Source organism: Microbispora sp. H10949 (assembly GCF_014161435.1).
GTDB lineage: Bacteria > Actinomycetota > Actinomycetes > Streptosporangiales > Streptosporangiaceae > Microbispora > Microbispora triticiradicis.
In genome coordinates this window covers 26,970-53,953 of the sequence record NZ_JABBWZ010000014.1, presented here as the reverse complement: position 1 = coordinate 53,953, position 26,984 = coordinate 26,970, and the positions used below count along the sequence as shown (strand labels likewise).

Below are 26,984 nucleotides of genomic sequence, written 5' to 3'. Positions count from 1 at the left end.
GTACACCCATGTCTGATACGACCGCGCCGGAGCCCTTCGCGGCCCTCCGGCGTGCCCTCTCCGACGCCTCGCCACCGGTACGGCGGCTGATGCTGATCGGCGTGATCGCGCTCTCGATCCTGGTCCCCGGCGCGGCACTGTTCGCGCCGAAGGCCGCGGGCGCGACGAACCACACGATCGCGATCAAGAACTTCGCGTTCACGCCGGACGTGCTCTCGGTGGCACCCGGCGACACGGTCACGTTCGTCAACCAGGAGACAGACGGTACCGTCCACGCCATCCGCGGCGACTTCACGTCCCCGGACCTGCCGCCCGGGGCGAGCTTCATGGTCACCGTCGCCACCGCCGGCTCGTACAACTACTACTGCAGTTTCCACCCGTACATGACCGGCATCATCAACGCCGGAACGGCACCGCCGTCGCCGTCGCCGTCCCGGTCACCGAGCGCAAGCCCGTCGCCGTCCCGCTCACCGAGCGTGAGCCCGTCGCCGAGCGGCAGCCCGGGCACGAGCCCGAGCCCGAGCGTCACTCCGACGACGACGCCGCCGCCCGGCTCCGCGCCCTGCGACAACCCGGCCCTCGGCGCCGATCAGGGCGATGGCACCCGGCTGGCCGCCTACAACCTGGTCGGCACCGTCAAGGTGTTCAAGCTGTGCATGTCGCAGACCGACTGGGAGGTCTCGCCCGGGGTGGTGAAGCAGGCGTACACGTTCAACGGCATAGTGCCCGGCCCCACCATCAAGGTCAACGAGGGCGACCAGGTGCGGGTCATCGTGCAGAACGACCTGCCGGAGCACACTGCGGTGCACTGGCACGGCATGCAACTGCCGAACGCGCAGGACGGCGTGCCGGACATCACGCAGCCGCACATCATGCCCGGCAACACCTACACGTACGAGTGGACCGCCAAGTCGACCGGCACGCACTGGTACCACTCGCACATGGGTGGCGGCCAGGTCGGCCGGGGCCTCTACGGCGCGCTCCTGGTGACCCCGACGCTGGGCGACATCGCCGCCGACAAGCACTACACCATCGAGATCGGCGACGGTTCCAACGGGTTCACCTTCAACGGCAAGTCGTACCCGGCGACCGTGCCGCTGACGGCGGCGGTCAACCAGAAGGTCCACGTCCGGCTGATCGGCACGGGCCCCGAGATGATCCACCCGATGCACCTGCACGGGGTGCCGTTCCAGGTCGTGGCCCAAGACGGCAACAAGCTCGCCTCACCGTACACCGTGGACACGCTCAACGTCGGCGTCGGACAGACGTACGACATCGTGTTCCAGCCCAAAGAGCCCGGGAAGTGGTTGCTGCACTGCCACATCTTCTCCCACTCCGAGGGACCCAACGGCATGATCGGCCTCGTGACGATCATCAATGTAACGCCGTAATCGCCGGCTGAACCCGCCTCCGAACCCGTGCCGGTCAGCCGTGAGCGCACCTGACCGGCACGGGCTCCACATACCGATACGCGCAAGGAGTCCGCGCATGAAGCCCATCCGTGTCGTCGCCGCGACGCTCGTCGCCGGCGTCGCCGTCCTGCTCGCCCCCACCTCGCCGGCGTGGGCCCACGTCACCGTTTCCCCCTCGGTCGCCACCACCGGCGGCTACGGCACGTTCGCGTTCAAGGTGCCCGACGAGCGCGCGGACGCGAAAACGACCCGCGTCGAGGTCGTCTTCCCGGAGAACGCCCAGCTCACCAGCGTCTCCCTGCGTCCCGTCCCGGGCTGGAAGGCCACTGTCGCCACCCGGCAACTGCCGAACGCCGCGTCCGCCGGGCACGACGACGACGAGGAGGCCGCCAACAAGGCCGTCACGGGCATCGTGTGGGAGGGCGGCGCCATCAAGCCCGGCGAGTTCCAGCTCTTCGAAGTGTCCCTCGGTCCGCTGCCCACCACGCCCGGCCGGCTCGTGTTCAAAGCGCTGCAGACCTACAGCGACGGTGAGGTCGTCCGCTGGATCGACATCCCGGAGGCCGGCGCGCCACGGCCCGAACACCCGGCGCCGATGATCGACGTCAAGCCGGTGGACGCGCAGGCCGCCGCGCCCGCCGCGCCCGCCGCGCCTGCTGCGCCCGCCGCGGCCGCCGTGGCCACCCCCACCGGCGACGGCGTCGCTCGCCTGCTCGGCTGGGCCGGCCTCGCGCTCGGCGCCCTCGCGCTGCTGACGGCGGCCGCGACCGGGCTGCGCCGGCGCACCCCGGCGCCGGCCTCGGCGCCGCTCGCGGAGGCGGACACCGCGGCGCGGCTCTCGCGATGACCCTCACCAGGACGCGCGGCGCGGGGCTCGCCGTCCTCCTCGCAGGGTTCGCCACCGCCGTGTCCCTCGTGGTGGCGAGCCCTGCCTGGGCGCACGCGGAACTGGTCGACGCCGCGCCGGCCAACGGGCAGATCTACCAGGACTCCCCTCGGACGCTGCTGCTGCAGTTCACCGACCCCGTGACCGTGCCGCCGGACGGCCTGCGGCTGTTCGGCCCAGACGGCGCCCGCATCGGCATCGGCGCACCGGTCCACCGCGTGGGCGACGACACGTCGGTGGAGGCTCCGCTGAACGGGAAACTCGCCGACGGCGTCTACACCGTCTCGTGGCGGGTGGTGTCCTCCGACAGCCACCCGGTGCAGGGCGCCTACACGTTCACCGTCGGTACGCCGGGCAGCCGCCCGGCCGCCGTCACGCCCTCGGGCGATCGTTCCGGCGATGCCGCGACGGCGTACGGCGCCGCCCGGTGGGCCGCGTTCGCAGGGTTCGCCGTGCTGCTCGGCACCGCGTTCTACCTGGTGTGGTGCTGGCCGGCCGGTGCGCGGCGACGGCTGGCCCGGCGGGTGTTGTGGGCCGGCTGGGGCGCCAGCCTCGCCGCCGCGATCGCCTCCGGCCTGTTGTACGGGCCGTACGTGGCCGACGGCGATGTGGCGGGCGTCTTCGACCCGCGGCTGCTGTCCACGACGTGGGCCACCGGCCTGGGCCGTGCCCTCGGGATTCGCGTCGCTCTGCTGCTCGCCGCGGCGCCCGCGCTCGTCTGGCTGCTGAACCGCTACCCGGACGCGCCGGACCGCCGCACACGGTGGACGGCCGCGGCGGCGGTGCTCGCGGCCGCCGCGGCGCTCGCCGTGACCTGGAGCATCGCGAACCACAGCGTGTCGGGCGAGGCCGGCGGGTTCGCCGTGCCGGTCGACGTCGTGCACCTCGTCGCCGGCTCGGTCTGGCTCGGGGGGCTCGTCGCGCTCGCCCTGACGCACGTGCCGACCCGCGACGCCGTCACCCTGCGCGTGGCGGTGCCCCGGTTCTCGCACACGGCGCTGGTGTGCGTGGCGCTCATGGTCGCCACCGGCCTGTTCCAGGCATGGCGGCAGGTCGGGTCGCCGCCGACGCTGTTCGCCACCGCGTACGGCCGGGTTCTGCTGGCGAAGGTCGCCCTCGTGGTCGTGCTGGTCGCGTTCGGCGCCGCCGCCCGGGGATGGGTCGCCCGCCACTACGGCGCGGGCGGCAACCGGCGCCGCGGCGGCCCTGACCCGCACCAGCTCTACGCGTTCTACCGGCGGCTGCTGACCGAGACGGCGGTGGGCGCCGTCGTGCTGGGCCTGTCCGCCGCGTTGGTCGCCATGGAGCCGGCCCGCGTGGCGTACGCCGAGCACCGCTCGACGGCGGCGCCCGCGAATACGGCGGTGCCCGCGAATCGAGCGGCGCCGGTGCCGGCCGTGCCCACACCCGTGCCGTTCTCGGCCGGCTCCGGCCCCCACTCGCGCGGTGCGGTGCTGCTCGTGGTATTTCCGCCCAAGGTGGGGCCGGCGCAGCTGCACCTGTCGGTGCTCGACCCGAACGGCGCGCCGCTCAACGTGCCGGAGGTGCACGCCGCCATGACCCTCCCGGACCGGGACCTCGGGCCGATCCCGGTGGAGCTCCAGGGCGCCGGCGGGCACTACATCGGCCAGCTGAACCTGCCGTTCCCGGGTCGCTGGCAGGCCGTTCTCACGGTCCGCACCACGGAGACGGACCAGGCCACGGTTCGCGTCGTGGTCGACGTGAGCGCCTGAAGAACGCGGCCCGCCTCGCCGACTCCGCGAAGGTTCTCGGCCCTCAGCGCAGGTAGTGGAACTCGGGTTTCGGGTGCATGAGGAAGTCGTGGTGGGAGATGTTCCAGGCGTACGCGCCGGCCATTGCGAAGGCGACGACGTCGCCGACGGCGAGTGCGGCGGTGACGCGGCGGGCGAAGACGTCCTTGGGGGTGCAGAGCCGTCCCACGAGGGTTACCGGGCCGTCCTCGCCCTCCCCGCTTCGGGGCAGCACGGCGAACGGCTGGTCGTGTCCCTTCGTCACCGGGGTCCGCAGGTGGTGGGTGCCGCCGGAGAGCACGGCGAAGCGTTCCCCGTGGACTCGCTTCACGTCGAGCACGGTCGTCAGGTACCACCCGCAGTAGGCGGTCAGGGCCCGGCCCGGCTCCACACGCAGCGTCTCGCCCGGGCGGGCGAGCGCCCGCAGGCCCGCGCCGTACGCCGCCCAGTCGAACCGCTCCTCGGGACGGGTGTAGGAGACGGCCATCCCGCCGCCGAGGTTGAACTCCCGCAGGTCCAGGCTTCTGCCGTACGCGAGCACGGCCTCGGCGAGGGTGAGCAGGCCGGGGGCGGCCAGGCCGCTCGCGAGGTGGGCGTGGACGCCCCGCAGCCGCAGCGCCCCCCGCCCCTCCGGCTCGCCCGGGAGGTCGGCTGAGACGTGGCCTGGCCGCGGCTCCGGAAGGCCGTTCGAGAGCCGCCCTGGAAGCGCGCCTCCATTCTGGCCTGAGGTGGCGTCGGCGGGGGTGGGACGGCCGAGCAGGGCGAGGCATTCGGCTATCCCGTCCGGGTCCATGCCGAACGGCGTGGCGCCGCCGCCCATCGCGAGGGCCGCGCCGGTGACGGGCATGTCGAGGTTGACCCGCAGCAGCACGTCCGCGGGGCCGCGCAGGCGGCGCAGTTCGGCCGGGCTCTCGACGTGCCACCGGTGTGCCGAGGGGGCCAGGGCCAGCTCGGCGCCGGTCTTGCCCGGCCCGCCGAAGCTCAGCCGGGCGTCCGGCAGCAGCGCCCTGACGTGCTCGAACTCGCCGCCGGAGGAGACCTCGAACCCGTCCGCGTACGGCGCGAGCGCACGCAGCACCTCGGGGTCGGGGTTGGCCTTGACGGCGTAGCAGAGCTCGGTCCCGGCCAGGGCGGCGCGTACGGCCGCCGCGTGGCGGGCGAGCCCGGCGAGATCGTAGACGTAGGCGGGCACGTCGTCCAGGGCCTCGGCGATCTGCCGCACGCCCGATGGGATGTCCATGCTCATCCGCGCCCCCTGGCGTGGGTCGGTTCGGGCCAGAGCGGGCCGAGGCGGGGCCCGGGCGGCGCGAGCGGGTTGGCGACGTGTACGTATCCGGCCTCCCGGTCGGCTGCCCTCGCCCACCGTACGGTGAGGTTCGCCTTGGCGGGCAGCGGCGCCCCCGCCAGCAGCCGGGTCAGCGGCGCGAGGGCGTCGAAACCGGCAGCGTGACCGGCAGCGTGACCGGCAGCATGGTCGGGCGCGTGGCCGGCGACGTAGCGCTCCAGGGACGTGCGGGCGGCGGCCCACAGGACCCGCAGGAGACGGCCGTCCCCCGCGTCCGCAGTCCGGTCCGTCGCCGCGTCGGCCACTGTGGCGGCGACCTCCGCCAGGTGGTTGACGAAGAGGCAGTAGGCCACCCGGTCCCAGCCGCGCCCGGCGTCGTACGACAGGGAGCCGGCGACCTCGCCCGGCAGGCCGGTCAGGTCGTGGTGGCCGGTGACCAGCTTGGTGCCCTCCAGGTCGCGGAAGACGACCTCGGCGGGCAGGCCGTCCGCGTCGAACCCGACGAGCACGTTCTGCACGTGCGGTTCGAGCACGACGCCGTGCCGGACGTACGCGTCGAGCACCGGGTATGCCACACGCTCGACGTATGCCTCGAACCAGGCGACCGGATCGGCCGCCCGGCGGGCCAGGACGGCCTCCGGCACCCCTTCGCCTCCCGCGGCCAGGGCCGCGGCGAGGACCGGCGTGACTCCCGGTCCGCACACGGCCCACGGCCCGGTACGGACGATCACCGAGAGCCCTTCGAGCAGCCGCGTGCCGAGTGCGGCCGACCGATAGCCGGGCTCGGGTAGCCAGCGCGTGCCGGGAAAGCGTCTGTCCAGCAGTTCGAAGACGGGGGCGAGCCGCCGGGTCAGCTCCACCGCGCCGGCCAGCTCGTACCACGCGTTCTTGCGCACGCAGTTGGTGATCCGCACGTCCAGGCTGAACTTCAGGCACACGCCGGCCCCGGGGTCGTACACGGTCCTGACCGAGGACGTGGGCACGACCATGCGAGGGCCGGGCCCGAGGTCCACGAGCCGCCCGTCCGCGAGCGGCTCCCGCAGCTCGGCGGCCAGCAGGCGGAGCTGCCACGGATGGGCGGGCAGCGGCAGGTAGCCCGGCGGCGCCTCGCCGAAGCCGTCCAGCGCCGTCGTGTCACCCTCCTGGGCCACCAGGTCGGCGCGCACCCCGAGCAGCCGCGGCGCGAACCGCGCGTGCGCCTCGGGCGCGTGGTCCAGCCAGCCGTCGCCCGCGCGGGCCTTCGGCGCGGGGTGGAACGGATGCCCGGCCACGAGGGCCTGCTCGGAGGCGAGCCAGGGGTCGGCGGGCGGGGCGGCCCGCTCGCGGGCGGCCAGGATCGCGGCCGTCGCCTCGCGCCCGGCGCGGACCTGGTCGGCGAACTCCTCGTTGCCGCCGTCGAGATCGTCTTCCACGAGGGCGAGGAGGGAGGGCAGGCCGAGGGGCCGCCACCGCCCCTCCGCCAGGTATTCGGGCGGGCCGTCGAATCGCAGGGCGATGCCCCCGCGTGCGCGTACGCGCACCGGCGTCCCGGCCAATCGGAGCGTCAGATGCGGCCCGGCGGCGCGCACGTCGCCGCGTGGGCCGCCGACCTCACGCAGCCAGCAGCGCAGCAGCGCCCCCAGCGCGGTCTCCTCGGCTGCGAGATCCGAAGCCGTGAGCTCCGCAGCTGTGGGGTCGACGGAGCGGGCGCCTCTCAGATAGTTGGGGCCGGTCGTGCCGTAGAACTTGTTGACGTCCCGGGCCCCGGTGCGTTCCTTGGCGACGAGCGTCCCGGCGACCACCATCGACTTGCCGGTGAGGCGGGCGGCGTCGAGCGTGCGGGCCCGCAGCAGCCGGGCCATCGGGTCGTCCCCGTACGGCTCCAGCGCCGCAGTGAGCGCCCGCCGGACCGGCGCGGCGCCGGAGTGGGGCAGCAGGCCGTGGGCCACCGCCATGGCGGCCAGGTGCAGCGTGATCGTCACGAAGACGTCGGCGAGCGCGTAGGGGTCGTCGGTCAGCATGCGCGCGTCGTCGAACTCCGGCGCGTCCAGCCCGGCGGCCCGCAGCCGCCCGGGGGAGGCGAGCAGCCCGTCGTTGTCCTTGACCAGCAGCCGCATGGGCCCGTCGCCGAACAGCAGGGCCAGGTTCTGCTGGTGGGCCTCCAACGCGACGCCGTACCGTACGAAGAGTGTGACGTTCCAGGCGAACAGCGCCGCGAGGTAATCGTCGAGCAACGCGCGCACGTCGCCGCCGTAGTGCCGCCCGGCCACCTCGTGCGCGACGAGCCGGCCGTCCCCGTCCGGCAGCGGCGCGAGGAGGGCGGCGACCGGGACGATCTCCCCCTCGGGCAGTCCGCGGACCAGCCAGCCCAGGTATTCGTGCCCCGCGTGCCCGTACGTCTGCTCGTCGGCGAGCGTGGCGCGCAGGGCGGGCTCGCGCAGCAGGATCCGGCGCAGCAGCGACTCGGCCAGCGCGCCGTCGAGCAACGTTCCCGGCTTGATCGACCTGCGGTTGCGCAGGCCGAGCGTGCTGGTGGGCAGCGGCACCTTGAGATGGACGCGCGGGCCGGCCTCGACCGTCCGCATCGACAGGGTCGGCCGCACGACCAGGTACGGACGCCGCCCCGGCACCAGCCCGGGAAGCTCGGGCACCGCCCCGGGAAGCCCCGCCACGAGCGGCTCAGCCAGGGGATGCACGGGGAACAGCACGTGCGTACGAGCGAGGCCGGGCGGCAGCCCCACGTCGCCGGGCCGGGGCCACCACGCGGGCGGCTCCGGCCGCGACAGCGTCGCGAGCTCCCGGGGCACCGCCGTCCAGCGCATCGCGAACTCGGGGGCGAACTCCGGCGCGTACGACGGGAGGTCGCCGGGGGAGACGCCGAGGCGGCAGCGGGCCGTCGGATAGAGCGGATGGTCCACCGAGGCGGCCAGCGACTCGTAGCGGATCAGCCCGTCCCGCCCGCGCAGCCGCCGGTCCACCTCGCCGCGCAGCCGGTGCCGGGCCGCCAGGGCCGCGAGCGTCTCGCGGCACTCCCGCGCGAAGGCGGCGACCCCCTCGGCGTCGGCCGGGTCGGCGACCTCCCGCAGCGTGTCCAGCACCTCGGCCAGGCTCAGGCGCTCGTCCGGGGCCGTCGAGAAGTCCTGGAACGGGCTGCCCGGCGTGAGGCCGGCCCGCCGCCCCGAGGCGAGGACGATCGCGACGCCGTCCCGGTCGCGGGTCACCCGGGAGGAGACGCCGCCGTAGTCCTCCCGCAGCAGCGCGTCGAGCACCCGGGCGGCGAGATAGTGCTCCGCGGTCATGCGAGCACCCAAGGGTGCTCCTTCCGGAACGCGTCCACGGCGGCGTCGACGCGCTCCCGGTCCGGGCCGACGGCGCGGAGCAGGCCGAGGTAGTCGCGGTTGGTCCCGGTCACCTCCACGTGATCGCCGACCTCGCGCAGCGCCCGGTGCCACAGCCGTACGCCGTCCCCGGCGTCCGGCGCGGAGAGGTTCGGCGCGGAAAAGCTCAGCGCGGGTAGATCCGGCGGCGCGGCGGTGACCGTGCCGGAGCGCTCGGCCACGAGGCTCACCACGGACCCGTACGCCGGGCGCGGGCCGTCCGTGCCGAACGCGTCGGCGTCGAACGCGTCGAGGTCGAACGCGGAGAGGGGTTCGCCGGCGTGGATCCGCAGGACCCACTCGTGCAGGGGCACACCGAGGAGGTCGGCCAGCAGGAAGTCGCAGTTGTCGCCGATGAGCCGATAGTTGATCTCGATGATCCGCGGGCCGTCGCGGGTGACGGCGTACTCGGTGTGGCACACGCCGAAGCCGACGCCCACGGCGTCCAGCGCGGCGTTCAGGTGGGGGAGATGCCCGGCGTCGGGGGGCCGCCAGTCCAGGCGTTCCTCGATGAATCGCGGCGGCGGGCCGAGCGTGGTGGCGAACCCGCCGAGGACCCGCCGCGCACCCCCGCCGCCGCTGTGCCGGCCGCCGCCGGCCTCACGACCGGCGTCACGATCGGCGCCACGACCGGCGTCACGGACGCCGCCACCGTCACCGAGGGTTTCCAGCGTGCGCACCGGCCCGTCCAGGAACTCCTCGGCCACCAGGACCTCGGCCGGGCGGCGCTCCCGGATCTCCGCCACCGCCGCGCGCAGCGCGTCCGGGCCGTCGACGAGCACGACGTCCTCGCTCGCCACGCCGAGCGCGGGTTTGACCACCACCGGGTACGGCAGGTCGAGCGGGAGGTCGCCGCCGGGAGGGATCCGTACGGACCTGACCGGTTCCACGGCGGCGAGGGCGCGGCGGGTCAGCGCCTTGTTCTTGGCGGTGACGCAGGCCCGCCAGTCCTTGCCCGGCAGGCCGAAGTACTCGGCGGCGAGCGCGGCGGGGGCCTGGAGGTGGTCGGAGTTCGAGAAGATCACGCCGGGCGGGTGATGGGCGGCGACGGCGTCGATCACGGCCCTGGCGTCGCGGACGTCGGCCGCGACGACCTCGCATCCCGGGTACCCGGCATACCGATCAGGTTGGTCGGTGAGTATCGTCACGTCCCAGCCCAGCGCGACCGCGGCGGGAAGGAAACCGCCGGTCACCGAGTCGGTCGGGTTGAGCGTGGTGAGGTACAGCCGCACCGGCCCTCCGATAGGTAAGGCTAACCTAAGTGAGTGCATCCTAGCGCGGTGGCGCGGGGAACGGGCTTGACGGGGAGATTGCCGCGGCGGCGCCAGTGGAAGGATGACGGGGTGGAAATCGCGGACGGACTGCTCGGCCCCCTGCTCCTCGCGCGGAGCGCCATCGACCGGTCGGCGGCCCTGCGCGGCGACGAGGAGTGGCTGCGGCAGGCCTGGGAGGCGGAGAAGACGAGGGTCCTCCTCGTCCAGGACGGCCGCACGCTGATCCGCCGTTTCACCGACGGCGCGGCGCTGGTGCTCACCTCTCCGGCGGAGGCGCCGGAAGGCACGCGTTATCTCCTCGGCGTGGACGAGGACGGCGTGCCCTACTTCGCGGTGAACGCGCCGCTGCCCGAGCCCGCCCAGGGCGCCGGCGACGCGGTGGGCCTGCGGGAGGCCGCGGTGCTGCTCGACGACCGCGACGCGGGGCTGCTCGTCTACGCGGTGGCCCTGGAGGCCTGGCACGCCACCCACGAGTTCTGCCCCAGGTGCGGTGGCCCCACGAACGTGACGGCCTCTGGGCACATGCGGGTGTGCCCGCGTGACGGCAGTCAGCACTTCCCCCGCGTGGACCCCGCAGTGATCATGCTGGTCCACGACGACGAGGGCCGCGTACTGCTGGCGCGCGGCCCGGCGTGGCCGGCGAACCGGATGTCGGTGCTCGCCGGGTTCGTCGAACCCGGCGAGTCGCTGGAGCACGCGGTGGTGCGCGAGGTCCTGGAGGAGGTCGGCATCGCCGTCGTCACCCCCCGCTACCTGGGCAGCCAGCCCTGGCCGTTCCCGCGCAGCCTGATGCTCGGCTTCTTCGCCCGCGCCGTCACGACCGACCTGCGCCCCGACCTGGACGAGATCGCCGAGGCCCGCTGGCTGTCCCGGGAGGAGCTCGCGGCCCAGGTGCGGTCGGGTGAGCTGCTCCTGCCGACCGAGGTCTCGATCGCCCGGCGGATGATCGAGACCTGGTACGGAGGGCCGATCCCCGACACCGGCTGGTAGGTCGTCAGCAGGCGCCCTGGAGGTGCCGCTTGACCTCGGCGACCGAGGGGTTCGTCATGGTGTGGCAGTCGGTGACCACGGTCGGCACGACCTGGTTGCCGTTGTTCACGCTCATGACGAACTCGGCGGCGTCCGGGTGGCGCTCGATGTCGACCTCGCTGTAGGCGATGCCCTCCCGTGTGAGCTGGCTCTTCAGTCGCTTACAGGGGCCGCACCAGCTCGTGGTGTAAACCGTGAGCGCCATCTTCGTCCCTTTCCCGGGCAGCTTCGTGGGCAACGCGTTGCTTGAGCAGTCATGGCAACATCGCGGACGCCCCGGCTGTTCCCGGTTCTGCGCCGGTCCTCCGGTCAGTGGGCCGGCTGCGCCAGCCGGGCGGCGATCCACGCCCGGACGGTCTCGGGAACCCCGGGCTCACGGTAGAGCGGCGCGCTGTGGAAGGTGCCGGCCATCGTCTTGACGGTCATCGGGACCCCGACGTTCTCCAGCGACTCCTTGAGCACCTCGCTCTGGTACGGCGGCACGAACTCGTCGGCCGAGTGGACCGCGAGCATCGGCGCGTCGCCGGGGGTGGCGTGGAACGGCACCTCCATGCTCGACCAGACACGCGGGCACCGGGCCGGGGAGCAGCCTCCGGCCAGCCGTACCGCGGCCCGGCGCAGTTTGCGCTGGTCGAACGTGCCGGCCGCGGTGCCGTCCTCGTACGCCGAGAGCGGCGAGACGGGCGGGGAGATCCCGACGACCCCGCGCAGGCCCGGCCGGCCGTCGCCGTAGGTGCCGACGGCGGCGGCGAGGTGGCCCCCGGCGGAGAACCCGAGGAGCACGTAGCGCCCGGGGTCGGTGTTGAAGAGGGCCGGGTGCCTGCGGACGGCGGCGACCGCGGACAGGACGTCGGTGCGCTGGGCCGGCCACGGCGCGTCGCCGGACAGCCGGTAGTCGAGGTTGACGACGGTGTAGCCCTGCTGGACGTAGTAGCGGGTGACCGACGTCATGTACTTCTTGTCGCCCCCCGACCACCAGCCGCCGTGGACGACGAACACGGCGGGACGCCGCGGGCCGGTGGGATGCCACCACACGTCCATGATCTGGCGGGGGTGCGGGCCGTACGAGTAGGTGTGCATCCTCGCCCCGGCGGGCGGCGTGGGAGACGCCGAAGGCGAGGCGCTCGCGGAGGGCGTGGGCGGCGCCGACGGCGTGGCCGACGCGGACGACACCGGGGAGGCGGACGGAACCGGAGTGGCCGACGGCTGGGGTGCGGGGTTGCCGGCGGGGGCGGCGGCCACGGTGGCGGCCACGGTGGCGGCCCGCGCGCCGGGCGAGGTGAGCATCAGCGCGGCGAGGGCGGCGGCGCCCATGCCCATGGCAGTTCGGACCGCGGTTCCCACGGCGTCATCCTCCCCGATGTCGCGTCCATGTCGCGTCGCTGTCGCGTCGTGCCCCGACCGGTCAATGGGACACGCTCGGTCTGCTGCTGCAAGGATGATGCCAGTAACAACGTCCGCCACGCATGTTGGGAGCGGCTCCTTGGACGTCCTCGACGGTCTGGATCCCGAGCAGCGCGAGGTCGCCCAGGCGGTGCGCGGACCGGTGTGCGTGCTCGCGGGCGCGGGCACCGGCAAGACCCGTGCCATCACCCACCGCATCGCGTACGCCGTGCACACGGGGGTCGTCGATCCGCAGGGGGTGCTCGCGGTCACCTTCACGACCCGTGCGGCGGGCGAGTTGAAGCAGCGGCTGCGCCGGCTCGGCGCGCCGGGGGTGCAGGCCCGCACGTTCCACGCGGCGGCCCTGCGCCAGCTCAGCTACTTCTGGCCCCGGGTGATCGGCGGCGACCCGCCGCAGGTGGTCGAGTCGAAGCTGCCGCTGCTGATCGAGGCGGCCCGGCGGCTGCGCAGGAACCCCGAGCGCGGCGAGTTGCGCGACGTCGCGAGCGAGATCGAGTGGGCGAAGGTCACCCAGGTAGCCCCGGAGGACTACCCGGCCGCCGCCGTCAAGGCGCGGCGCACCCCGCCGATCGCGCCCGAGGAGGTCGCGCGGCTGTACGAGGGCTACGAGAGCGTGCGCCGCCAGCGGAACCTGATCGACTTCGAGACGATCCTGGAGCTCACCGCGGCCGTGATGACCGAGCACCGGGAGGTCGCGGCGCAGATCCGCCAGCAGTACCGCTACTTCGTGGTCGACGAGTTCCAGGACGTCAACCCGCTGCAGAAGCTGCTGCTCGACACGTGGCTCGGCGGGCGCGACGACGTGTGCGTGGTGGGCGACCCCAACCAGACGATCTACTCGTTCACCGGCGCCACGCCCCACTACCTGACGAACTTCGCCGTAGAGCACCCCTCGGCGGCGGTGATCCGGTTGGTGCGCGACTACCGGTCGACGCCGCAGGTGGTCACGCTGGCCAACCGGGTCATGGCCCGCTCGCGGCACCGGCTGGAACTGGTCGCCCAGCGGCCGGACGGCCCCGAACCGGTCTTCACCGAGTACGACGACGAGCAGGCCGAGGCGCTCGGCGTCGCGCTCACCGTCAAGAAGCTGATGGCCGACGGCGTGCCCACCCGCGAGATCGCGGTGCTGTTCCGGGTGAACGCCCAGTCGGAGGCGTACGAGCAGGCGTTCAACGACTCCGGCGTGCCCTACCTGCTGCGCGGGGCGGAGCGGTTCTTCGAGCGCCCCGAGGTGCGTCAGGCCGTGGTGCTGCTGCGCGGCGCCGCGCGGTCGGCGGGAGAGGAGCCGCTGGCGCCCGCCGTGCACGCGATCCTCTCGGGCATCGGGCTCACCGCGGAAACGCCCGGAGGTGGCAAGGCGAGGGAGAAGTGGGAGTCGCTCAAGGCCCTCGCCGACCTCGCCGAGGACATGGCGGCCGAGGGCGCCGACCTGCCCCGCTTCGTCGGCGAACTGGAGCGCAGGGCGGCCGAGCAGCACGCGCCGCCGGTCGAGGGCGTGACGCTCGCCTCGCTGCACGCCGCCAAGGGCCTGGAGTGGGACGCGGTCTTCCTCGTCGGCCTCACCGACGGCATGGTCCCGATCGTCTACGCGGAGACGCCGGACCAGGTCGAGGAGGAACGGCGGCTGCTCTACGTCGGGGTCACCCGGGCCCGCGAGCACCTGCACCTGTCGTGGGCCCTCGCCAGGTCGCCCGGCGGGCGGCGCGCCCGCAGGCCGTCCCGCTTCCTCGACGGCCTCTCCCCGCGTACGGCGAGCGTGAGCCGGGCCGAGCGGCCAAGCGGCGGGGGGAAGGGCAGGCGCGCGGCGGCGGTGCCGTTGCACTGCCGGATCTGCGGCAAGACGCTGTCCGTCGCGGCCGAGCAGAAGCTGGGCCGGTGCGCGACCTGCCCGGCCGACTACGACGAGGCGCTGCTCGAACGGCTCAAGGCGTGGCGGACGACGGCGGCGAAGGAGGCCAAGGTCCCCGCGTACGTCGTCTTCACGGACGTCACCCTGCAGGCCATCGCGGAACGGGTGCCCACCGCCGAGGAGGACCTGCTCGCGATCGCGGGAATCGGGCGCGTCAAACTTGAGCGGTACGGCGACGCGGTCCTGGGGCTGTGCCGCGGCGACGGTAGTGTTACCGGCGAGTATTCCCCCGCCTGAGCTGGAGGCCTCCCGTGAACTCGGCCCTGAAGGAGCTGCTGGACCTGCTCGACCTGGAGCAGATCGAGCTCGACATCTTCCGGGGGCGCAGCCCGGAGGAGCGGTTCCAGCGGGTCTTCGGCGGCCAGGTGGCCGCGCAGGCGCTCGTGGCGGCCGGGCGCACGGTGCCGGGCGACCGGATGGTGCACTCGCTGCACGCCTACTTCATCCGGCCGGGCGACCCCGCCGTGCCGATCGTCTACAACGTGGAGCGGGTGCGGGACGGCCGGTCGTTCACCACCCGGCGCATCACGGCCATCCAGCACGGCAAGGCGATCTTCTCGATGTCGGCGTCGTTCCACGTCGAGGAGCAGGGGGTGAGCCACCAGGCCGCCCGGATGCCGGAGGCGCCGGCCCCCGAGACGCTGCCGACCTTCCAGGAGCGGATGCGCGACGTCTTCGGCGACGAGCCGGGGTGGCGCGACCTGCTGTCGAAGCCGCGCCCGGTCGACGTCCGGTACGTCAACGCGCTGCCCTGGGAGGCGGCCAAGGACCCGAGCCTGGTCACCCCCGAGAACCGCGTCTGGTTCCGGTACGACGCCGACCTGCCCGACGACCCGCTGCTGCACATCGTGCTCGCGGCGTACGCCAGTGACTTCACGCTGGTGGACACCGTGCTGCTGGCGCACGGGCTGGCCTGGGGGTCCTCCGCCGTGTCCGGCGCGTCGCTGGACCACGCCATGTGGTTCCACCGGCCCTTCCGGGCCGACGACTGGCTGCTGTACGCCCAGGAGTCGCCCTGGTCCGGGGCGGCGCGCGGGCTCGCCCGCGGGCAGATGTTCAGCGCCTCGGGGGAGCTCGTCGTCTCCGTGGTCCAGGAGTGCCTGATCCGGGTGTCGCCGGAGCCAGATCCTCGTGTCACGAAGTCGTGAAAATCGCAGGTAGAAAATAGGTTGCCCGGTCTGCCGCGGCGGTTTAGGGTCTTGGACAAGTCAGCCGGACGCTCCTGCCCGGCCGAGACGCACGACGAACAGTAGAGCGCAGAGAAATGGAGGTGAGTCCAGTGAGGAACATGACGACGTCCCGTGTGCTGTGGCTCGTCTCCGCGCGCCCGGCCGCCGTTGTCGCGTCGACTGTCACGCCGGCTGGAACGCCGGTGAAACTGCGGCGTGACGAGGCCGTCGCCGCCCTGGCTCCGGTGAGCGGAGTCGCGGGCTCGGCCGCCTTCGGCGCGTTCGCCGGCCGGACCGGCCACAGCACCCCCACCCACCTTCCGGTGTACGTGAACCGGCCGATGGGTGATGAGCAGATCCGCGCCGCCGCTCGCGGCGGCGCCGCCCAGGGTCCGCACCACGCCTGGAGAGAACCAGTCATACCCTGACCGGTCTCCCTCTCCGGGCCGCGGATCCGCACCAGGATCCGCGGCCCTTTTGTTTGTCGGCCACGAATCCACACCCCGCAACGAGGACACCAGACCAGAAACACTCGAAGAGGTGACGCAGATGGCGGCCCCGGTCATGGACCTGATCGAAGCCGAAATCCCCTGCCGTACCGAGCCCGACCTGTGGTTCGCCGAGTCTCCCGAGGACGTGGAGTTCGCCAAGGCGCTCTGCGGCGGCTGCCCGATCCAGAAGGCCTGCCTGGCCCGCGCGCTGGAGCGCGAGGAGCCGTGGGGCGTCTGGGGCGGAGAGCTCATCCTGCGGGGGGTCGTCGTACCCCGCAAGCGTCCCCGTGGGCGCCCGCGCAAGACCCCTGTCGCCGCCTGAACCGCACGACATCGCATCCGGAAGGAAACCGACCGAAATGAACATCGCCCCCATGACGACCATGTATCTGAATCAAGAACTGGTACACGAGCGAATACGGACCCTCCACCGCGAGGCGGAGCAGGAGCGGCTCGCCGGCCGGGTCAGGAGCGTCGAGAAGGCGCGCCGGGAAGTAGAGCGCGCGTCCCGCCGGCTGCGGTCCGCGCTGGCGCGCGTCTGACGCCGTGACCGGAGCAGAGTGAACAGAGAAGGCCCGGGCCGGGGTGACCGGCCCGGGCCTTCGCCCATATCGGGCATCTAACCCGGCCTGCCGCAAAGGATGGGTCATCGGCCGCGCAGCAGAGCGCCTTCCGCGGGAGGTGCCCCGCGCCGCGGGGTATGAGCCGGACGGCCGCTGACGACGCCGGGCGGAAGCGACGGCATGTGGCGGCCAAGTGGGCAGACGAGCGGCGGACGGGATGCGGATGAGCGACAGAGCGAGACATTTCCGCGGCCCGAGCACCGGTCTGGTCGCCGCCGGTCTGATTGTCGCCGGGCTGCCGTTTCTCGCCGTGCCGCCGGCCGGCGCCGCGCAGCTCCCTCCGGGCCTGCGGACGGTTCGGCACGCCCATGCTCATGCCCGCGCCAACGGCCATGATCACGGCGGTGGGCACGGGCGCGGGGCGACCCAGAGCACCGGCGGCACCGGCACCTCGAGCTCGCCCAGCATCGGCAGCCCCGCACGGCAGGTCGCGACCGGGAGGCGCAACGTGAACGCTCCCGCTGCCAACAGCGCCGTCACGTTCGCCGGTATCCAGCAGGTGTCGAGCGTCAGCGTCTTCACCAACACCGTCAACGGCAACTGCAGGCGGGGCATCGACCGCTGCGTCATCAACCAGACGCTGCGGGCCGTCGAGGGCCGCGGCGGCCGGGCCCACGCCGGCTAGCCGAGGGCGAGAGGGGTGGTTTCAGGGGCTCCGGGGTCGTCGGCGAAGCCGGGGACCCAGCGGACGACCTCGTCCCGGAACCTGGCGGTCGCGCCGAGCTGACACAGCACGCCGACGCCGGCGGCGTGAACGCGGTGGATCAGCACGTAGGACGCGGGTAGGTTGAGCTGGCGGACCACGTTGTTCGGCCGTAGGTCGGCCACGTTCGCCGCCTGCTCGCGCAGCCACTCCCTGCTGAAGGTGAACTCCTCGACGCGGGTGGGCTCGACGTACGGTGCGAGGAACGCCCGCAGGGCGTCGACGTCCACCTCGATGTGCGGGCGGATGAAGCCCTCCGCGCGGAGCCCGTGCACGACGGCGTCCATGTCGCCCTGGTTGAAGATGCGGGTGAGCCTGCCGAAGGCGACCGGGTGGCCACCGGGCATCCGGTTGACGGCGCCGAAGTCCAGCACGCCGAGCCGCCCGTCCTCCATCAGCCGGAAGTTGCCGGGGTGCGGGTCGGCGTGCAGCATCCCCACCCGGGCCGGAGAGCAGAACAGGAAGCGGACGAACAGCAGGCCCGCGTGGTTGCGCTCCTCCTGCGTGCCGTCGGTTATGATCTTGGACAGCGGGGTCCCGGTCATCCACTCGGTGACCAGCACCTGCTCGTTGGCGGCGATGACCGCCGGGACCCGGAAGTCGCGGTCGTCGCGGAACTCCTCGGCGAAGGCCTGCTGGGCCTCGGCCTCCTTGAAGTAGTCGAGCTCCTCGGCCACCCGCTCCTTGAGCTCGGCCAGGACCGGTTTGAGGTCCAGGCCCGGCAGCAGCGCGCCGAACAGCTTGCCCAGCCGCGAGAGCTGGTTGAAGTCGGAGATCAGGGCCTTGCCCGCGCCGGGATACTGGATCTTCACGGCGACCTGGCGGCCGTCGTGCCACACCGCGCGGTGGACCTGCCCGATGGACGCCGCCGCACTCGGCCTGTCGTCGAACTCCAGGAAGTTCTCCCGCCAGTCGTCGCCGAGCTGTTCGGTCAGAACCCGGTGTACGACGGAGGCGGGCAGCGGCGGCGCGGCGTCCTGCAGCTTCGTCAGTGTCGCCCGGTACGGGCCGGCGATCTCGGGCGGCAGCGCCGCCTCGAAGATCGACAGAGCCTGGCCGAGCTTCATGGCGCCGCCCTTGAGCTCGCCGAGGACCTTGAAGACCTGGTCTGCCGTGCGTCGCTGGATCTCCTGGGCGACGATCTCCGCGGAGGCGCCGCCGATCCGCCTGCCCAGTCCGAGCGCGGTACGGCCGGCGAACCCGAGGGGAAGCGTCGCGAGCTTGGCCGAGCGTGTCACGGCACCGTGGGGAACGTCACTCACTCAACCATTCTTAGCGATGGCGGGGCCTTTCGACCACAATTCCCTGTTCGTATCACCCACAGGAGCCCGGGGACGCCAACGGCGGGCGAGGATTCCGTCAGGTGTGTCTTTCATCACATTCATGGCCGATCTTCCTTGTGGAGGCCGGCGACGTCGTCGCCGAGGCAGCCGCAGCCGGGGTGGGCGGCGAGGCGGCGGTGCCGCCAGCGCCAGGCGGGCGACACCTCCGTCAGGCCGCCCGGCACGCTCCCCTCGTCGAGATACGCCAGTGCCTGGCCGGCGGTCTGCGCCGCGACCAGGCAGGACAGGGCGACGTCGCAGGCGATCTCACCGGCGGGGTAACCGCCGAGCCGGGCGCCCACCACCGGCCAGGACGGGTCCCGGTCACGGCGGGCGAGGTCGAGACACCGCAGGCAGGGCGTGAGGCCGGGGACGACGAAGGGGCCCGTCGAGCCGTACCCCTCGAAGGCGCAGGCGAGCAGGTGCGGCACGCCCGAGGCGACGATCTCGCCGACCAGCGTGGCGCTGAGCGGGGTGGTCGGGGCGAGGATCACGAGGTGGGGGCGCGCGCCGCCGTCCGCCAGGCGGGAGGCGGTCCGGCCGGGCCAGGCGTTGACGCCGGGTGAGATCCGCCGGGCCGCCAGCACCGCGGCGTCCTCCCGGGACATGCCGGTGTCGCTCCGGCCGAGACCGCCCGGGACCACGTCGCCCGGCCCGGCCACGGCGGGATCGACCACGCAGATGTGGCCGACGCCGGCGGCGGCGAGCAGGGTGACGATCTGGGCGCCCACCCGGCCGGCGCCGTACACGCGGACCCGGGCCGCTCTCCTCGCGGCGAGACCGCTCACGCCGCCGTCGGAACAGGTGAGCGAGAGCCTGTCCAGGTCGGGGCGGAGCCGGTCCCGCTCGGCCGGCGGCAGGTCGGCGAGCGGGCCGGGCCGGGTCGCGGCGTCCTCGATGAGGCCGTGCGCGGTGAGCCGGGCGACCACCTCGTGGGCGGACGCCTCGTCCAGCCCGCTGCCGGCCACCGCCTGCCCGAGCGTGCGGGTGCCGTCGAGCCCGTCGATCAGGCGGCGCACCGGTGGTTCGACACCGGTGAGGACGACGGCACGCAGCGGGTGGACGCCGAACTGCAGCGTGCGGCCGTCCCGCTCGACCCTGCGCAGGACGGGCTTGAGGCGTGGTCGAATGGTGTGTCCCATAGTCGGCAGACCTTGGCACAGCCGGGCGCGGCCCGGCGCCGGAACGGTCGGGGCTGTGGATAATTACCGGGGTGATCGTGGTTGGTGAACATCCGCAACCCCGTAACTTCCACGCCCGCAAGGTAACGTTCGCCCGATTGACCAGGGAGAACGTGTACCACCCCCTGTGGAAATCGGCGTCTGTCGGCTACCTTTCATATGTGCCCCCCGAGACAGTCGAGGTTCGTCGGAGCGCACGACGGCGGCGAACCGTTTCCGCGTACCGCGATGGCGACAAGACCATCGTGCTGCTTCCGGCCGGTCTGAGCACGACCGACGAGGAGCAGTGGGTACGCCGCATGCTCGACCGGCTTGCGGCCAAGGAGCAGCGAAGACGTCCGAGCGACGACGACCTCCTGGAACGGGCGAGCGAGCTGTCCGCGCGCTACCTGGACGGCAAGGCCGTCCCGGCGAGTGTGCGGTGGGTGGAGAACCAGCTCCACCGGTGGGGTTCGTGCACGCCCGACCACGGCACGATCAGGCTCTCGGTGCGGCTGCGGGGGATGCCGGCCTGGGTCGTCGACTACGTCATCATGCACGAGCTCGTCCATCTGCTCGTACCGAGCCACGGCCCGCGCTTCTGGGCGCTGGTCGAGCGCTACCCTCGCGCGGAACGTGCCAGGGGGTTCCTCGAGGGTTTCTCGATGGCGGCCAACGGTTCGACGGAGGAATGTTGACCCGCGTGGCCGCGGTGCTGGTCACCCCCGGCATGGCCGGCGCGGCTCCGCCCGGCGTGGACCCGGCCGAGTTCCTGACGGCGATGGCCGAGGACACCTACGAGATGATCGCCGGGCTCGAACTCGTGCGGCCGGTGATCCTGTCGGCCGGAGTGCCGGGGCTCGCCGAGATCGCCTGGCCGGGCACGCCGGTCCTGACGATCGGCTCGCCGGCCGGCGCTTTCGCGGCGCTGGCCGCGCTGTACGAGGCCGGGGCGGAGAAAGCGGACGAGGCGGTCGTCGTCAGCGGCGACGCCCCCGACCTGCCGCCGCTGCTGATCGGCAAGCTGTTCCGCGAGCTGGGCCGGGCGGACCTCGCCGTCTGCCCGGCCGAGGGCGGCGGAGCCGTGGCCGTCGCGGCCCGCCTGCCGGTCCCCGGCTGGGCCGCGCCCGATCTCGACGAGCCGGACGTCGTCGCCGCGATGCGCCGCCGGGCGCCGGGGCCGCGCATGGTCGCCACCGGTCCCGGCTGGCACCGCCTGCGGAAGCCGGAGGACGTGGCCCGCCTCGACCCCGGCCTCGAAGGCTGGGACAACACCCGCGCCCTGCTCATGTGACCGCCGGCCGGCCGGGGACCGGTAGCCCGGGCCCGGCCGGAGACCAATGCCGTCACAGGCGTCCGGGCAGGCGGATCTCGGCGAAGAACGCGCGGTGGTCGCTCCCCGGGACGGCGTGGACGCCGGTGTCCACGGCCACCGCCCTCCGGTCGTGCAGCACGTGGTCGATCGTGATCAGCGGCGGGAACCGCCTGTTCGCGGGCCAGGTGGCCGCCAGGCCGTTCCCGGTCGCGCCGGCCGCGTCCACGTACCCGCGCGCGAGGACCGCGCGCAGCGCCGCGTGGTCGAGGCTCGCGTTGAAGTCGCCGGCCAGCACGCGTACGACGCCGGGGGAGGCGGACGGCAGCGCCGCCAGGTCGGCGGCCCACAGGGCCACGTCGCGGACGACAGGCGAGAGGGTGTGCACGTCGACGATCTCGACGGGAGGCCCGGACGGCAGGACGATCCGGGCCCGCGGCATGTTATGGCTGCCCTCGGGCGCGAAGTCCGGCAGCCTGGTCAGCGGGTGCCGCGAGTAGACGCCGCTGCCGGACGCCCCGGGAGCATCCTCCAGCTGCCGGTACGGCAGCAGCCTCCCCAGGCCCGCGTCGTCGAGCGCCTCGACGGCCGCGGGCGTGAGCTCCTGCGTGCTGAGCACGTCCGGCTTGAGCCTGCGGACCAGGCCGACCACGGCCTCGGCGTCGCCGACCCCGTAGAAGAGGTTGGCGGTGAGGATCCGCAGCACCGGCCCGGTGGCGGAGGTGGCCGTCGGCGCCGTTCCGATCGCCCGGGGCAGGACCACGGCGGCCAGCGCGGCCGTCGTCGCGACCGCGGTCACGATCACGGCCCGGCGGCGGCCGGCCAGCGCGGCCAGGACCGCCACCGTCGACGCGGCGGCGACGTACGGCGTGCCGGTCATGAGCGCGACTCCCGCACCGGCGGCGTCGAGACCGGCCAGCCGGGCCACCGCCCACAGGGTGAACGGCGTCACCGTGAGCCATGCCAGCGGAGGGGAGACCCGCAGCCTCCGGCGGGGCGGAACGACGATCTCACCGCCCACGTCCACCTTGGTCATGAACCCGACCCTAATGAACGCCGTCGAAAGCGGGCGTAACGCTGACGTGCGCGTACGGTGCGGAACGGTGCTCAGGCGCGCAGCAGGGCCAGGGAGCGGCGGACCAGCCGCCGGGTGGCCTCGTCGCTCAGCTCCGGGATCTCGTCCACCGGGAACCAGCGGAGGTCGAGCGACTCGTCGCTGATCACCGCCTCGGCTCCCGGCGGCGCGACCGCGCCGTACTCGACGTCCAGGTGCCAGCTGTGCGGCGGGTGGCACCACACCTTGTGCCGGTCGACGGCGAGCGGGCCGTCCAGCAGCACCAGCCCGGGGATGCCCGACTCCTCGGTGGCCTCGCGCAGGGCGGCCTCCCCGAGCGTGGCGTCGGACGCCTCGCAGTGCCCGCCCATCGGCAGCCACATTCCGGCCTTGGCGTGCAGGGTCAGCAGCACCCGCGCGCCGTCGTGCGAGAGGACGGCCGTCGTCGCCGTCAGGTGCGCCGGCACGCACTCGCGCCACATCGCGTCCTCGTGGGCGTCCAGGTGCGCGAGGAAGTCCGCGCGGAGCCGTTCCTCTTCCGGGGTGGGGGCCGTCCACCCGGTCAGCACGGCCCACGCGTCACGGTTCAGGCTCACCGGCGCAGCCTACCGGCCGCCGCCGGTCCCTCTATCGGTCGCGCTCCGGGCCGGGACCGGGTTCGCCGGACCCACCGGACCCACCGGGCTCACCCGATTCCCCGGGCTCTTCCAGGGCGGACAGGTCGAAGGCGGCGCCGCCCTTCACGAACGGCTCGGGGTTGTCGAGGTCGTCGGCCGTGGGCATCAGGTCGGGGTGGCCCCAGACGGCGTCCCGGCCGTCGACGCCGCGCTCGTCGCCGAGCGCCCTCCACAGGGCCGCCGCCTCACGGAGCCGCCTCGGCCGCAGTTCCAGGCCCACCAGCGTCGCGAAGGTCCGCTCGGCCGGTCCGCCCGTGGCGCGGCGGCGCCGTACGGTCTCGGCCAGCGCCGCGGCGGACGGGAGCTTGCCCTCGGCGGCGGCGTCCACCACCGTGGCCACCCAGCCTTCGACCAGCGCCAGCGCGGTCTCCAGGCGGGTGAGGGCGGCCTTCTGCCGCTCGGTCTCCTCGGGCTTGAGCAACTCGCCGCCGCCCAGGACCTCCTGGATCCGCTCCGGGTTGCTGATGTCCAGCCCCTGGAGCTTCTCCTCCAGCGCGGACACGTCGACCGTGATGCCCCGGGCGTACTCCTCGACCGTGCCGAGCAGGTGCGCCCGCAGCCACGGCACGTGCTGGAACAGCCGGTGGTGCGCGGCCTCGCGCAGCGCCAGGTAGAGCCGGATCTCGTCCGAGGGCGTCTCCAGGCCCTTGCTGAAGGCGGCCACGCCGCCCGGCAGCAGGGCGGCGGTGTCGGAGAGCGGCAGGCCGATGTCGGAGGAGCCGACGACCTCCCGGGCGAGCGAGCCGAGGGCCTGGCCGATCTGCTGGCCGACCATCATGCTGCCCATCTGCTTCAGCATGCCCATCAGCGGCCCGGCCACGGCCTGCGCCTCCGGCGGCAGACCGGCGGCGCCGAGCGTGCCGCCCATCGTCTCCACCATCTGGGCGGCGACGGGATCGCACAGCTGCTTCCACACCGGGATCGTCTTCTCGATCCACTCCGACCGGCTCCAGGCCTGGGGCGCCGTCACACCGCCGGGCAGCGGGGTCACCTCGTTCAGCCACAGATCGGCCAGGTTGAGGGCCTCGGCGATCTGCCGCCGCTCGCCCTCCATGACGCTCGGATCACCCTCGGCGACCACGGCGTGCCGTGCGATGTTCTTCGCCATGTCCCAGTTGACGGGCCCGGCCTCCGGCGAGGCCGACAGCATGTCGGCGAACTGCCGCATGGCCGCGGCCATCTGCTCCGGGCTGCCGAACATGGCGAACGGATTGTCGTTGGGGTCGTTTTCGCGACCTGGCAGGTCAGTCACCGCGCCACCTCGTGCAGGATGGAGGAGTCCACATCCGCCACGTTAGCCGCCGTGGGGCGGATCAGTGCAAAGTGAGGACCTCGTGCCTACCTCGAAACGCCTGCGTCCCCCCGTCGTCGCGGTCACGGGCGCCGCCTCCGGTCTCGGCCGTGCGTTCCTCGCGAAAGTGGCCTCGTCTGCGGATTTCCGCCGCGTCGTGGCCATCGACGAGCAGCGCGGAGACGTCCAGGACGTCACCTGGCGAGTCCTCGACATTCGTGATCCGCTCTTGGCGAACCGGATCTCCGACGTGGACGTCCTGGTGCATCTCGGCGCGGACGAGTCGCTCGACACCGACGCCGCCGAGCGCCGGCGCTACAACATCCGGGCCGCCCAGACCGTGCTGACGGCCTGCGCGGCGGCGCGGGTGCGCCGGGTCGTGCTGGTGACGAGCGCGATGGTGTACGGCGCCGCCGCCGACAACCCGGTCCCGCTACAGGAGGACGCCCCGGTGGCGGCGGAGCCCGACACCGGCCTGGTGGGCGACCACCTGGAGATCGAGGCACTGGTACGGCGGTCGCTGCGGGCGCATCCCGGCCTGGAGGTGACCGTGCTGCGGCCCGCCGCCCTGGTGGGGCCGGGCGTCGACACCGTCATCACCCGCCACTTCGAGGCGCCCCGGCTGCTGGTGGTGAAGGGCTGCCTGCCCCGCTGGCAGTTCTGCCACGTCGACGACCTGGTGTCGGCGCTGGAGGCCGCCGCGCTCGGCCGGGTCTCCGGGGTGGTGGCGGTCGGCTCCGAGGGCTGGCTGGAGATGGACCAGGTGGAGGAGATCTCGGGCCTCAAGAGGTTCGAGCTCCCGGCGGGGGTGACGTTCGGCACCGCGCAGCGACTGCACCGGCTCGGCATCACCCCGACCGCGGCCACCGACCTGCACTACGTCGTCTATCCCTGGGTGGTCGACGGCGTGGCGCTGCGGGAGGCGGGCTGGAAGCCGGCCTGGTCCAACGAGACGGCCCTGCGCGAACTGCTCGAACTGGTCGAGGGCAGGCACGCCGTCGTCGGCCGCCGCCTGTCGGGCAAGGAGGCCACGATCACCGCCGCCGGCGCGACCGTGGCGGTCATCGGCACCGCCGCGATCGTCCGCGCCGCCCGCCGCAAGCGCCGTACCTGAGCCCGGCCGGTGGTCCCGGTCCCCGGTCACGTGAGGTTCACGTACTACCCTCGGGATGGTGGACGTCATCCGATTGCTGGGGATCCGGGACACCCCCCTGTCCGTCGACGAGGTGCTGGGCGCCGTCGAGGACCACGCGGCCGGAGGTACGGCGGTCTTCGTCGGGACGGTGCGCGAGCAGGACGGCGGCAGGCCGGTGACGCTCCTGTCGTACTCGGCGCACCCGTCCGCCGAGGAGCACCTGCGCAGGGTCGCGGAGAAGGTGGCCGCCGATCATCAGGTGACGGCGCTGGCGGCGGTCCACCGGGTGGGCGACCTGAGGCTCGGCGAGATCGCCGTGGTCGTGGCCGCCGCCTGCCCGCACCGCGCCGAGGCGTTCGAGGCGTGCCGCAGGCTGATCGACGATCTCAAGCGCGAGGTGCCCATCTGGAAGCACCAGGTGTTCGCCGACGGCGGCGCCGAATGGGTCGGTGCCTGCGAATAGAGCGGTCCGGAACGCATAGAGTTCGTCCATGTCCCGACGCGCTCTGACCCTGCTGGTCGCGGGTTTCCTCACGCTCGCGTTCGCGGTGATCGGCGCCATGGTCCCGGTGCCGTACGTCGTGCTGAGCCCCGGGCCGACGGAGAACACGATCGGGGACGTCAAGGGCAAGCCGGTCATCTCGATCTCGGGGCATGAGACGTACCCGACGCAGGGCAGGCTGAGCATGGTCACCGTCGCCTACCAGGGGGGGCCGGGCAACCGCCTCGACCTGGTCACCGCGCTGCGTGGCTGGCTCGATCCCACGGTCGCGGTGGTGCCGGAGGAGACGCTGTTCCCCACGACCTCCACGCCGAAGGAGGTGGAGGAGCAGAACACCCAGGAGATGACCGACTCGCAGCAGTCGGCCACCGCCGCCGCGCTGAACGCGCTGAAGATCCCCATCGAGAAGACGGTCACGGTCGTCTCGACCAACAAGGGGACGCCCGCCGACGGGAAGCTCAAGCCCGGCGACGAGATCACCGCGGTGGACGGCGCCCCGGCGACCGCGCTGGACTCCGTCGCGGGAGCCGTCCGCAGGCACAAACCAGGCGAGCAGGTGACGTTCACCGTCAAGCGTGGGGGGTCGGAGACGCAGATCCCGGTCTCCACCATCGCCGGCAAGGACGGCACGACGATCGTGGGCGTCCAGATGCGGTCGAGCGGCTACCGGTTTCCCTTCAAGGTCGACATCAGCGTCGGCGACATCGGCGGGCCCAGCGCCGGGCTGATGTTCTCGCTGGGCATCTACGACAAGCTGACCCCGGGCGCGCTCACCGGCGGCATGTCCATCGCCGGCACCGGCACGATCGGCCCGGAGGGGAAGGTCGGCCCCATCGGCGGGATCGAGCAGAAGATGGTCGGCGCGCGGCGGGCGGGCGCCACCGTGTTCCTCGCCCCCGCGGACAACTGCGCCGACGCCGTCAAGGCCGTGCCCGAAGGGCTGCGCCTGGTGCGCGCCGACACCCTCGAAAGCGCGGTCAAGGCCATCGACGCGCTGCGTGACCACTCGGGCGACGTGCCCTCCTGCCCCGCGGGCTGAGCGTGCGGCGGGCGCGTGGGCGGCTGACCTGGCCCTTCCGCTCCCGTCCCGCGTTCGTCGCGTGGCGACGGGGCGCCACCATAACGATCAGATCCGTTACCGCGGGCACGCTCCCCGCGGTGTAGGTTTCCAAGCACGGACCGTTTGCGCCGCGACAATCTGACACCCATCTGAGTTTCCGACAATCCGAGACAAGGGGT

The 26,984-nt window shown here is 73.2% G+C and carries 25 protein-coding genes; 15 read left to right on the top strand and 10 right to left on the bottom strand.

From position 1 onward, the window contains the following. Positions 1-8 precede the first annotated feature (8 nt). The 3 genes from HHX40_RS30975 (at position 9) to HHX40_RS30965 (ending at position 4,031) form a co-directional block, all read left to right on the top strand. Complete coding sequence (locus tag HHX40_RS30975) at positions 9-1,391, top strand: multicopper oxidase domain-containing protein (protein WP_182883419.1); 1,383 nt, start codon at positions 9-11, stop codon at positions 1,389-1,391. 97 nt (positions 1,392-1,488) lie between these two features. After that, entirely contained in the window at positions 1,489-2,259 is a 771-nt protein-coding gene (locus tag HHX40_RS30970; RefSeq protein WP_182883418.1) for a YcnI family protein, read from the top strand. Beyond that, positions 2,256-4,031 (top strand): copper resistance protein CopC, encoded by a 1,776-nt coding sequence (locus HHX40_RS30965; protein WP_182883417.1) that lies wholly within the window; start codon positions 2,256-2,258, stop codon positions 4,029-4,031. Before HHX40_RS30970 ends, HHX40_RS30965 begins: the two co-directional genes overlap by 4 nt. A gap of 43 nt (positions 4,032-4,074) precedes the next feature. Here HHX40_RS30965 and HHX40_RS30960 read toward each other — a convergent pair whose 3' ends face one another. Genes HHX40_RS30960 through HHX40_RS30950 form a run of 3 tightly spaced genes read right to left on the bottom strand, consistent with a single transcriptional unit; the run spans position 4,075 to position 9,922 of the window. Next, on the bottom strand, positions 4,075-5,295 hold the full coding sequence (locus tag HHX40_RS30960; protein ID WP_259404075.1) for a type III PLP-dependent enzyme: 1,221 nt from the start codon (positions 5,293-5,295) through the stop codon (positions 4,075-4,077). Then, the gene (locus tag HHX40_RS37330) at positions 5,292-8,624 is read right to left on the bottom strand and encodes an IucA/IucC family protein (RefSeq protein ID WP_259404074.1); all 3,333 of its coding nucleotides are present in this window, start codon (positions 8,622-8,624) and stop codon (positions 5,292-5,294) included. Before HHX40_RS37330 ends, HHX40_RS30960 begins: the two co-directional genes overlap by 4 nt. Continuing rightward, positions 8,609-9,922, bottom strand: a complete 1,314-nt coding sequence (locus HHX40_RS30950) for an ATP-grasp domain-containing protein (RefSeq protein WP_182883415.1) — start codon at positions 9,920-9,922, stop codon at positions 8,609-8,611. Before HHX40_RS30950 ends, HHX40_RS37330 begins: the two co-directional genes overlap by 16 nt. Positions 9,923-10,039: 117 nt before the next feature. On the opposite strand from HHX40_RS30950, the gene nudC reads away from it, so the two are divergent. Then, positions 10,040-10,954 (top strand): NAD(+) diphosphatase, encoded by a 915-nt coding sequence (nudC, locus tag HHX40_RS30945; protein ID WP_396698595.1) that lies wholly within the window; start codon positions 10,040-10,042, stop codon positions 10,952-10,954. Between the two features lie 4 nt (positions 10,955-10,958). On the opposite strand, the gene HHX40_RS30940 is transcribed toward nudC, so the two are convergent. Both HHX40_RS30940 and HHX40_RS30935 read right to left on the bottom strand, forming a co-directional pair. After that, a complete protein-coding gene (locus HHX40_RS30940; protein WP_150938033.1) occupies positions 10,959-11,198 on the bottom strand; it encodes a mycoredoxin in 240 nt (79 codons plus the stop codon). Between the two features lie 104 nt (positions 11,199-11,302). After that, positions 11,303-12,337, bottom strand: a complete 1,035-nt coding sequence (locus tag HHX40_RS30935; RefSeq protein ID WP_310738366.1) for an alpha/beta hydrolase — start codon at positions 12,335-12,337, stop codon at positions 11,303-11,305. Positions 12,338-12,476: 139 nt separating this feature from the next. On the opposite strand from HHX40_RS30935, the gene HHX40_RS30930 reads away from it, so the two are divergent. The 6 genes from HHX40_RS30930 to HHX40_RS30905 all read left to right on the top strand — a co-directional run bounded on the left by HHX40_RS30930 (position 12,477) and on the right by HHX40_RS30905 (position 17,214). Further along, positions 12,477-14,543, top strand: coding sequence for an ATP-dependent DNA helicase UvrD2 (locus tag HHX40_RS30930; RefSeq protein ID WP_259404073.1), 2,067 nt, complete (start codon positions 12,477-12,479; stop codon positions 14,541-14,543). Between the two features lie 14 nt (positions 14,544-14,557). After that, the gene (locus tag HHX40_RS30925) at positions 14,558-15,454 is read left to right on the top strand and encodes an acyl-CoA thioesterase (protein ID WP_182883414.1); all 897 of its coding nucleotides are present in this window, start codon (positions 14,558-14,560) and stop codon (positions 15,452-15,454) included. Between the two features lie 140 nt (positions 15,455-15,594). Next, the gene (locus tag HHX40_RS30920) at positions 15,595-15,903 is read left to right on the top strand and encodes a hypothetical protein (RefSeq protein WP_182875834.1); all 309 of its coding nucleotides are present in this window, start codon (positions 15,595-15,597) and stop codon (positions 15,901-15,903) included. 121 nt (positions 15,904-16,024) lie between these two features. Further along, positions 16,025-16,288, top strand: coding sequence for a WhiB family transcriptional regulator (locus HHX40_RS30915; protein WP_111697892.1), 264 nt, complete (start codon positions 16,025-16,027; stop codon positions 16,286-16,288). Between the two features lie 37 nt (positions 16,289-16,325). After that, a complete protein-coding gene (locus tag HHX40_RS30910; RefSeq protein ID WP_111697891.1) occupies positions 16,326-16,508 on the top strand; it encodes a hypothetical protein in 183 nt (60 codons plus the stop codon). 244 nt (positions 16,509-16,752) lie between these two features. Beyond that, on the top strand, positions 16,753-17,214 hold the full coding sequence (locus tag HHX40_RS30905; protein WP_182883413.1) for a hypothetical protein: 462 nt from the start codon (positions 16,753-16,755) through the stop codon (positions 17,212-17,214). Here the strand turns inward: HHX40_RS30905 and HHX40_RS30900 are convergent. Both HHX40_RS30900 and HHX40_RS30895 read right to left on the bottom strand, forming a co-directional pair. Beyond that, entirely contained in the window at positions 17,211-18,554 is a 1,344-nt protein-coding gene (locus HHX40_RS30900) for an ABC1 kinase family protein (RefSeq protein WP_182883412.1), read from the bottom strand. The genes HHX40_RS30905 and HHX40_RS30900 overlap by 4 nt on opposite strands. A 119-nt stretch (positions 18,555-18,673) precedes the next feature. Beyond that, the gene (locus HHX40_RS30895; RefSeq protein WP_220499786.1) at positions 18,674-19,756 is read right to left on the bottom strand and encodes a ThiF family adenylyltransferase; all 1,083 of its coding nucleotides are present in this window, start codon (positions 19,754-19,756) and stop codon (positions 18,674-18,676) included. A gap of 200 nt (positions 19,757-19,956) precedes the next feature. Here HHX40_RS30895 and HHX40_RS30890 point away from each other — a divergent pair, with 200 nt between their 5' ends. Both HHX40_RS30890 and HHX40_RS30885 read left to right on the top strand, forming a co-directional pair. Beyond that, positions 19,957-20,472, top strand: coding sequence for a M48 family metallopeptidase (locus tag HHX40_RS30890; protein WP_111697887.1), 516 nt, complete (start codon positions 19,957-19,959; stop codon positions 20,470-20,472). Next, positions 20,466-21,068 (top strand): NTP transferase domain-containing protein, encoded by a 603-nt coding sequence (locus HHX40_RS30885; protein ID WP_259404072.1) that lies wholly within the window; start codon positions 20,466-20,468, stop codon positions 21,066-21,068. Before HHX40_RS30890 ends, HHX40_RS30885 begins: the two co-directional genes overlap by 7 nt. A 52-nt stretch (positions 21,069-21,120) precedes the next feature. Here the strand turns inward: HHX40_RS30885 and HHX40_RS30880 are convergent, their stop codons facing one another. The 3 genes from HHX40_RS30880 to HHX40_RS30870 all read right to left on the bottom strand — a co-directional run bounded on the left by HHX40_RS30880 (position 21,121) and on the right by HHX40_RS30870 (position 24,069). After that, positions 21,121-22,122: an endonuclease/exonuclease/phosphatase family protein gene (locus tag HHX40_RS30880; protein ID WP_182883411.1), complete on the bottom strand. Its 1,002-nt coding sequence runs from the start codon at positions 22,120-22,122 to the stop codon at positions 21,121-21,123. A 71-nt stretch (positions 22,123-22,193) separates the two neighbouring features. Next, positions 22,194-22,736, bottom strand: coding sequence for an NUDIX hydrolase (locus tag HHX40_RS30875; protein WP_111697884.1), 543 nt, complete (start codon positions 22,734-22,736; stop codon positions 22,194-22,196). Positions 22,737-22,767: 31 nt separating this feature from the next. Next, positions 22,768-24,069, bottom strand: a complete 1,302-nt coding sequence (locus HHX40_RS30870) for a zinc-dependent metalloprotease (protein WP_396788475.1) — start codon at positions 24,067-24,069, stop codon at positions 22,768-22,770. An 82-nt stretch (positions 24,070-24,151) separates the two neighbouring features. Here HHX40_RS30870 and HHX40_RS30865 point away from each other — a divergent pair, with 82 nt between their 5' ends. From HHX40_RS30865 to HHX40_RS30855, 3 genes are read left to right on the top strand one after another with little or no spacing between them, the layout of a single operon-like run. Then, positions 24,152-25,222, top strand: a complete 1,071-nt coding sequence (locus HHX40_RS30865; RefSeq protein WP_310738365.1) for an NAD-dependent epimerase/dehydratase family protein — start codon at positions 24,152-24,154, stop codon at positions 25,220-25,222. A gap of 55 nt (positions 25,223-25,277) precedes the next feature. Beyond that, positions 25,278-25,706 (top strand): molybdenum cofactor biosynthesis protein MoaE, encoded by a 429-nt coding sequence (locus tag HHX40_RS30860; protein ID WP_182883409.1) that lies wholly within the window; start codon positions 25,278-25,280, stop codon positions 25,704-25,706. Positions 25,707-25,734: 28 nt separating this feature from the next. Continuing rightward, positions 25,735-26,784 carry a PDZ domain-containing protein gene (locus HHX40_RS30855; RefSeq protein WP_182883408.1) on the top strand — a complete coding sequence of 350 codons (1,050 nt, stop codon included), beginning with the start codon at positions 25,735-25,737 and terminating at the stop codon, positions 26,782-26,784. Positions 26,785-26,984: the final 200 nt, after the last annotated feature.

Excerpts from the sequence above, each read along its gene's own strand:
- HHX40_RS30880 (WP_182883411.1), bottom strand. The coding sequence starts at position 22,122 with ATGACCAAGGTGGACGTGGGCGGTGAGATCGTCGTTCCGCCCCGCCGG.
- HHX40_RS30860 (WP_182883409.1), top strand. The coding sequence starts at position 25,278 with ATGGTGGACGTCATCCGATTGCTGGGGATCCGGGACACCCCCCTGTCC.
- HHX40_RS30895 (WP_220499786.1), bottom strand. The coding sequence starts at position 19,756 with ATGGGACACACCATTCGACCACGCCTCAAGCCCGTCCTGCGCAGGGTC.
- HHX40_RS30885 (WP_259404072.1), top strand. The coding sequence starts at position 20,466 with ATGTTGACCCGCGTGGCCGCGGTGCTGGTCACCCCCGGCATGGCCGGC.
- HHX40_RS30915 (WP_111697892.1), top strand. The coding sequence starts at position 16,025 with ATGGCGGCCCCGGTCATGGACCTGATCGAAGCCGAAATCCCCTGCCGT.
- HHX40_RS30905 (WP_182883413.1), top strand. The coding sequence starts at position 16,753 with ATGAGCGACAGAGCGAGACATTTCCGCGGCCCGAGCACCGGTCTGGTC.
- HHX40_RS30855 (WP_182883408.1), top strand. The coding sequence starts at position 25,735 with ATGTCCCGACGCGCTCTGACCCTGCTGGTCGCGGGTTTCCTCACGCTC.
- HHX40_RS30970 (WP_182883418.1), top strand. The coding sequence starts at position 1,489 with ATGAAGCCCATCCGTGTCGTCGCCGCGACGCTCGTCGCCGGCGTCGCC.
- HHX40_RS30975 (WP_182883419.1), top strand. The coding sequence starts at position 9 with ATGTCTGATACGACCGCGCCGGAGCCCTTCGCGGCCCTCCGGCGTGCC.
- HHX40_RS30910 (WP_111697891.1), top strand. The coding sequence starts at position 16,326 with ATGAACATCGCCCCCATGACGACCATGTATCTGAATCAAGAACTGGTA.
- HHX40_RS30965 (WP_182883417.1), top strand. The coding sequence starts at position 2,256 with ATGACCCTCACCAGGACGCGCGGCGCGGGGCTCGCCGTCCTCCTCGCA.
- HHX40_RS30960 (WP_259404075.1), bottom strand. The coding sequence starts at position 5,295 with ATGAGCATGGACATCCCATCGGGCGTGCGGCAGATCGCCGAGGCCCTG.
- HHX40_RS30920 (WP_182875834.1), top strand. The coding sequence starts at position 15,595 with ATGACGACGTCCCGTGTGCTGTGGCTCGTCTCCGCGCGCCCGGCCGCC.
- HHX40_RS30940 (WP_150938033.1), bottom strand. The coding sequence starts at position 11,198 with ATGGCGCTCACGGTTTACACCACGAGCTGGTGCGGCCCCTGTAAGCGA.